This is a genomic window from Moorena sp. SIO2C4 (assembly GCF_010672485.1).
Classification (GTDB): Bacteria; Cyanobacteriota; Cyanobacteriia; order Cyanobacteriales; family Coleofasciculaceae; genus Moorena; species Moorena producens.
In genome coordinates this window covers 1-4,671 of record NZ_JAAHGN010000589.1, presented here as the reverse complement: position 1 = coordinate 4,671, position 4,671 = coordinate 1, and the positions used below count along the sequence as shown (strand labels likewise).

Annotated in this window: 3 protein-coding genes; 1 reads left to right on the top strand and 2 read right to left on the bottom strand. The window is 44.7% G+C overall.

Translation table 11 applies throughout. The annotated features are described in order from the left end of the window. Nucleotides 1–124: 124 nt before the first annotated feature. Nucleotides 125–358 carry a hypothetical protein gene (locus F6K20_RS25110; protein WP_287250400.1) on the bottom strand — a complete coding sequence of 78 codons (234 nt, stop codon included), beginning with the start codon at nt 356–358 and terminating at the stop codon, nt 125–127. A 665-nt stretch (nt 359–1,023) separates the two neighbouring features. Continuing rightward, a complete protein-coding gene (locus tag F6K20_RS25105; protein ID WP_008181007.1) occupies nt 1,024–1,278 on the bottom strand; it encodes a hypothetical protein in 255 nt (84 codons plus the stop codon). 1,236 nt (nt 1,279–2,514) lie between these two features. Between F6K20_RS25105 and F6K20_RS25100 the strand changes: the two genes are divergently transcribed. Further along, nucleotides 2,515–4,671: tetratricopeptide repeat protein (locus F6K20_RS25100; RefSeq protein ID WP_502708873.1), on the top strand; the 2,157-nt coding region annotated here is incomplete at its 3' end.

Here is a 4,671-nt window from a genome sequence, read left to right as displayed (position 1 = left end):
CCCTTGAGCAACGGCAACTGCTATCTAGTCAACCGGGATGGCGTGGCACTAGTAAGGATCCTCAATACGGAAGAGCGATCGCAGTTTTAAAATCCACTACTGCCTCTGGGCCTGGAACCCTCAGTCAACCTATAAACTCAGGTAGGGTTTGGTAAGCTGCGCTGGGAATCGGGAATCGGGAATCGGGAATCGGGAATCGGGAATCGGGAATCGGAAGGAGATGTAGGGTGGGCAGTGCCACAGAAAGATTAATTTGCTTGGGTACACCTAGGTATGCACTGCCCACCAACGGATGAATCACAATAGAACAGATGTAGGGTGGGCAGTGCCACAGAAAGATTAATTTGCTTGGGTACACCTAGGTATGCACTGCCCACCAAGGATCAATCACGAATCCTGGGCAAATCGTGAAATGGGAAAATCGGGAAATAGCGCAGATTTTTATTAACGCTAATCTTCGGATAATAACCTTAAACCTTCTAACCTTAAACCTTCTAACCTTAAACCTTCTAACCTTAAACCTTGGCCAATAGGCCACGCTACGCGAACAACCTTCAACCTTTTAACCTTAAACCTGATAACCTTCTAACCTTAGGGTGCATCTCCTAAAAGCTGTTTGACACGGTGGTGCGTTACGGGGCGGGCTATCCAAAGCCTGGCTACGAGGCGGAAAATGAGGCCCCCCCTAACGCACCCTACGCAACTAACCTTCTAACCTTCAACCTTCTAACCTTCAACTTTCTAACCTTAAACCTTCTAACCTTCTAACTTTCTAACCTTCTAACCTTAAACCTTCTAACCTTCAACCTTTTAACCTTCTAACCTTGGCCTTTGGCCACGCTACGCGAACAACCTCAAAAAAAAATAGCCGCAGAAATACCTTCCACGGCTAGGAATTTTTAGCTATGCCTCAACTTTCGAAACCAATCCAGAAATGATCCCATAGGATTGACCAAAGGTCACGCTACGCGAACAAACCTGATACTTTGGCCAGGGGGGTTCCCCCCCCTATAACTTAATAGTTTAACCCAAATTTAAATACTTGGTCATCATCGTGATGAATTCGCCAGGAATTCCAGTCGGCTGAAGGGGGCTCCACTCCGATATTTCGGCGTAACCCCGTGCATAAAGGGTATGCATAGTGTTGTTTATTGCCCGGCGGGACCCCTTCAGAATGTGCTTAATGGGGTATTTTTTTTGGGAACGTTCCTGAGGAGTATTACTAGGAGTGATATCCTCAGGATTGTTTTGTGGATCTGGGCGAAAGTTGTCAGACATAGTTCAAAATTACTTTTGAATTTAACATTTATAATCATAACGATTATAAAATTAGTTGTCAAGGGTTTTTATAATTTTTTTTGGAGGGGTAATGGAAGAAAATTAAGAATTAAGAATGTAAAATTAAGAATTTAGAATTAAGAATGTAGAATTAAGAATTTAGTGCGTAGGGTGCGTTAGGGGCGGGATAGCCCTAATTTTCTACTTCGTAGCCAGTATTGGGATAGCCCGCCCCGTAACGCACCACCAAGTAGAAGTTAGAAGTTAGAAGTTAAAAGTTAGAAGTTAGAATCGCAAACAGGGCACATAGTAAAAATGTTAGCGTTTGTTTTTTTTTGATTTAATTTACTGATAGCCTTGGAAACAGAAAAAAAATAAACTATATCCGATAAGTTATTATAGGTATATAAAATAAATTGTGATAACTTTTTCCATTACTACCTAATCCCTGCTCCCTACTCCCTGCTCCCTACTCCCTGGATTTTTTTGTATTAGAATAAATAAAAATAGGATTTTCTGCATCTACTGGTTAAGGCTATAGATTTAACTGGAGGCTAATTGGTGAGCGATTCGAGGGGATTGATCAAAATCTCAGGGTGGGAGGGCTCAGAAGCCAGTATGGATGTGGTGTTTGTTCACGGACTTGGAGGTGATCCCAGAGGCACGTGGCATCACCAGCATGCAATAAATGATGATAATTTTTGGCCAGTTTGGTTAGGAAAAGAGCAGCTATGCCTTAACATCTGGTCTTTTGGGTATGACGCGAAAGCAACAAAGTGGCAAAGCAATGGCAGTATGCCCCTTTTCGATCAAGCCAGTAATTTATTAGATTGGTTAAACAGCTGCGATCTCGGCAAGCGTCCATTAGTATTTATTACTCATAGTATGGGCGGGCTTTTAGTCAAAAAGATGCTTAGTAGTGCTAATAATTTTGATAACTATAAAGGGATTATTGAGCAGACTAAAGGCATAGTATTTCTGGCTACTCCCCACACTGGTGCTCATCTAGCTAATTTAATTGATAATATTGGTGTTTTCGCACGAACCACCGTAAGTGTGGAGGAACTAAAAGCTCATGACTCTCAGTTACGGGAATTAAATGAGTGGTATAGAGAAAACGTTCGGAGTCTAGAAATTGCCACCAAAGTCTATTATGAAACCCAGCCTGTAAAAGGGATTTTAGTTGTAGACGAAGATAGTGCCAACCCAGGCATTGAAGGAGTGAAGCCGGTTGCCATACCAAAGCACCATATTGACCTATGTAAACCAGATTCTCAAAACAGTTTGGTCTATCTTGGTGTCAAGAAATTTATTGAGGAATGCCTCAAAAAAAAACAAATAACCTTAAATTCCCCGACTAACATTAGTATCAATAGTGGCACTCCCTACTTTGTCGGTAGAGACACTCAACTTGAGCAGCTCCATGAGGAACTTCAAAAGACCGATAGATTAGCCATTTGCGCCATTGCCGGAATGGGCGGTATTGGCAAAACCGAGTTAGCTTTACAATATGCTCTGAGATATCAGGATAACTACCCTGGTGGTAGGTGCTGGTTTCCAGTGCGCGGGCTAGATCTGGGGATTCAAGTTGTTAGTTTTGGGCGTACGGAATTAGGATTAACCATTCCAGATGAACTAGATTTCAACGAGCAGGTAAGATACTGCTGGAGAAATTGGCCAGAGGGAACAGCATTGATCGTGCTGGATGATGTGGCTTCTTTCAGCAATGACTACAAACAAAGAATTAAACCCTATTTACCTCCAGCTGAATCCCGCTTCAAAGTACTGGTCACCAGTCGTCAGCGTCCAGGGGCTTCTTACCGACGAATTGACTTGGATGTACTATCCCCAGAGGCAGCATTAGAATTATTGCGTTCGCGTAGCGTGGCCTACGGCCAATCGCTTGTTGGAAAAGAGCGCATTGATAAAGAACTAACCGAAGCAGAAGCCTTATGTGAATGGTTGGGTTATTTGCCTTTGGGTTTAGAGTTAGTGGGACGATATTTAGATCTACATCCGACCTTCACCATTGCTAAAGTTCAGAAACGTTTAGAGAAAAAGAAATTAGCAGCTAAGGCATTACTTGACCCCACAGAAGAAGGGGAAATGACAGCCCAGTTGGGAGTAGCAGCAGCCTTTGAGTTATCCTGGGAAGATTTGAAAGATTGTCCAGAAGTACAGCAGTTGGGATGTCGTCTGAGTCTGTTTGCTCCTGCTCCTTTTGAGTGGTCCCTGGTAGAGAAGTGTGTTATCGAAACTGAAGATGACCGGGAAGAAGAACAAGAAGAGTTGGAGGAATTACGCGATCGCGTAGCGTGGCCTACGGCCAATCGCAGTTTACTGAAACTGAACCTGTTGCAACTGACTGAACAGCAAACCTATCAACTCCATCCACTAATTCGAGAATTTTTCCTGACCAAGCTGGCTCAATTACCAGAGGCCGATAGCTACAAGCAAAGCTTTTGTAAGACAATGGTGGCTGTTGCCAAAACAATTCCCCAGACACCAACTCGCGATCAGATTGCAGTAGTGACCCCCGCCATCCCTCATTTAGAGGAAGTTGCCACAGTCCTCACTGACTGGCTCAGGGATGAAGATTTAATCTGGCCTTTTGTTGGCTTAGGAAGATTCTATCGAGGTCGAGGTACCTATGACCAAGCTGAACCGTGGTATGAGAAATGTTTAGATATTACCACAAGTCGTCTGGGTGAGGATCATCCCGATGTAGCCAGTAGTCTCAACAACCTGGGATTACTCTACCAAGCTCAGGGGCGTTACCATCAAGCTGAACCCCTGTATGTCCAGGCTTTGGACATGAGAAAGCAGCTGCTGGGAGAAGAACATCCCGATGTAGCCCAAAGTCTCAACAACCTGGGATTACTCTACCAAGCTCAGGGGCGTTACCATCAAGCGGAACCCCTGTATGTCCAGGCTTTGGACATGAGAAAGCAGCTGCTGGGTGAGGACCATCCCGATGTAGCCACTAGTCTCAACAACCTGGCTGGACTCTACGAAGCTCAGGGGCGTTACCATGAAGCGGAACCCCTGTATGTCCAGGCTTTGGACATGACAAAGCTGCTGCTGGGAGAAGAACATCCCAATATCGCCACTAGTCTCAACAACCTGGGATTACTCTACCAAGCTCAGGGGCGTTACCATCAAGCTGAACCCCTGTTTGTCGAAGCTTTGGACATGATAAAGCTGCTGCTGGGTCAAGACCATCCCAATGTAGCCACTAGTCTCAACAACCTGGCATATCTCTACCGAGCTCAGGGGCGTTACGATGAAGCGGAACCCCTGTATGTCCAGGCTTTGGACATGAGAAAGCAGCTGCTGGGTCAAGAACATCCCGATGTAGCCAGTAGTCTCAACAACCTGGCTGGACTCTACGAA

Bases quoted from the DNA above. Each gene is read 5' to 3' on its own strand.
- F6K20_RS25105 (WP_008181007.1), bottom strand. From the start codon at position 1,278: ATGTCTGACAACTTTCGCCCAGATCCACAAAACAATCCTGAGGATATC.